The organism is Ensifer sp. ENS09, from assembly GCF_014852425.1.
In the GTDB taxonomy this organism is placed as follows: domain Bacteria; phylum Pseudomonadota; class Alphaproteobacteria; order Rhizobiales; family Rhizobiaceae; genus Ensifer.
Window position 1 is genome coordinate 1 of record NZ_JACVBP010000031.1, and the last position, 255, is coordinate 255.

General features: G+C 63.5%; 1 protein-coding gene. It reads right to left on the reverse strand.

Features of this window, described 5'->3' with window-relative positions:
* Positions 1-255, reverse strand: a 255-nt coding sequence (locus IB267_RS34080; protein ID WP_246810942.1) for an isocitrate/isopropylmalate family dehydrogenase, incomplete at both ends; no start/stop codon positions are given.

The following is a 255-nucleotide window of genomic DNA, read 5'->3' on the forward strand; positions in this document are numbered from 1 at the left end:
TGTCGCCGAACAGGTTGTCGGTGACGATGACGTCGAACTGCTTGGGCTGGCGCACCAGCTGCATGCCGCCGGCGTCCGCCAGCATGTGCTCGAGCTGGACGTCGGAGTACTTCGCCTTGTGCGTCTCGGTCACCACCTGGTTCCAAAGCACGCCCGACTTCATGACGTTGCGCTTTTCCATCGAGCAGACGCGGTTTTGCCGCGTGCGGGCGAGCTCGAAGGCAACGCCGGCGATGCGCTCGATCTCGTAGGTGT